This is a genomic window from Microbacterium sp. Leaf351, from assembly GCF_001423825.1.
GTDB lineage: Bacteria > Actinomycetota > Actinomycetes > Actinomycetales > Microbacteriaceae > Microbacterium > Microbacterium ginsengisoli.
On sequence record NZ_LMPK01000005.1, the window covers coordinates 9903 to 11381 of the forward strand.

Consider the following 1479-nt stretch of genomic DNA (forward strand, 5'->3'; position numbering starts at 1 on the left):
GTTCTCGCCGGACGAGGCCCGCCGCAAGGTGACGGAGCTCGCGGGCGAATTCGACGCCGCCTCCGCCGGCAATCTGGAGGAGCGTGCCATCGGCCTCATCGGGCGCCCGCTGTACGAGGCGTTCATTCGCGATTACACGGCGAAGCAGTGGCAGACCGATCCGAAGGACCTCCCCGCCGAGATCATCAGCCGTCTCCCCGTTCGCTACACATACGACAATCGCTACTTCAACGACACGTGGGAGGGGCTCCCCACCGACGGGTACACCGCCTGGCTCGAGCGCATGGCAGATCACCGCAACATCGAGGTGAAGCTCCACACCGACTTCTTCGACGAATCGCAAGGGCTGAACAAGGCGGCGACCGTGGGGCAGGTCCCGATCGTCTACACCGGTCCGGTCGACCGGTACTTCGACTTCAGCGAGGGGGAACTCTCCTGGCGCACGCTCGACTTCGATGAGGAGGTGCTGGAGGTCGGCGACTTCCAGGGAACCCCCGTGATGAACTACGCGGACGCTGACGTCCCCTACACGCGCATCCACGAGTTCAAGCATTTCCACCCCGAGCGTGCCGACCGCTACCCGCGCGAGCGCACCGTGATCATGCGGGAGTTCTCCCGCTTCGCGACGCGCGACGACGAGCCGTACTACCCCGTCAACACCCCGACCGACCGAGCGGGTCTGCTCGCGTATCGCGAGCTCGCGAAGGGCGAGGTCGACGTGCACTTCGGCGGCCGACTGGGCACGTATCAGTACCTCGACATGCACATGGCCATCGGCGCGGCACTCTCGATGTGGAACAACACACTGGCGTGAGCGTCCGCGCTGCCCGCTAGTCGGACTCGCTCGGCCGAAGACCCAGGTGCACGCGCCACGCGGTCGGACTCGTGAGATCGGGGAGGGCGGCCCGATATGCCGCCGCGAGGGGCGCCCATTCCGCCTCGAGTCGACGATGCAGCGTCATGCTCTCGCGCAGGAGCGTTCGGAATGCACGGCGGTCGTGACGGTAGACGTTCGTCGCCGCGCCGTCGGCGGTGCCGACCCTCGCATGGGGGATTCCGGGCAGACGCCACCAGGTGGCATCCGATTTCGCGAAATCCGTCGCGGGGGCGTCGGCAGGCGCGCTGGGTTCGAACCAGCGCCGCAGCACCCCCGCCGCGGTCGCGCCGACGCGGGCCAGACCGGAGGGGCCGGAGCGCTCGACGCCGATCTCATCGACGGGGAGGTGAAGCTGTCGTGCCGGCCGGCTCACCGCCGGCGACGAGGAGAGGTGGCGCTCGGTCTCGGGGAACGACGTCGCCGCGGCACGTGCCTCGGGCATCGCCTCCGAGAGCGTTCGCCACATGTGGTCCGGCCCGGTGAGGATGTCCCGGATCGCCTGGTGGCGCAGCGTGACCGGGTAGTACTGCATCATCATCAGGTGCTTGAGGTCTGCCCGACGGCTGTGACGCGTGAGCCGGCCGCCCCGAGGGTGCGGCGAG

The 1479-nt window shown here is 68.4% G+C and carries 1 protein-coding gene and 1 pseudogene; one reads left to right on the forward strand and one right to left on the reverse strand.

What is annotated here, in order from left to right; all coding sequences use genetic code 11:
- On the forward strand, positions 1–814 hold an 814-nt coding region (locus ASG00_RS02060; RefSeq protein WP_235559065.1), incomplete at its 5' end, for a UDP-galactopyranose mutase.
- 16 nt (positions 815–830) lie between these two features.
- On the opposite strand, the pseudogene ASG00_RS16425 reads toward ASG00_RS02060, so the two are convergent.
- Positions 831–1479, reverse strand: a pseudogene (locus ASG00_RS16425) (glycosyltransferase); the annotation flags it as partial.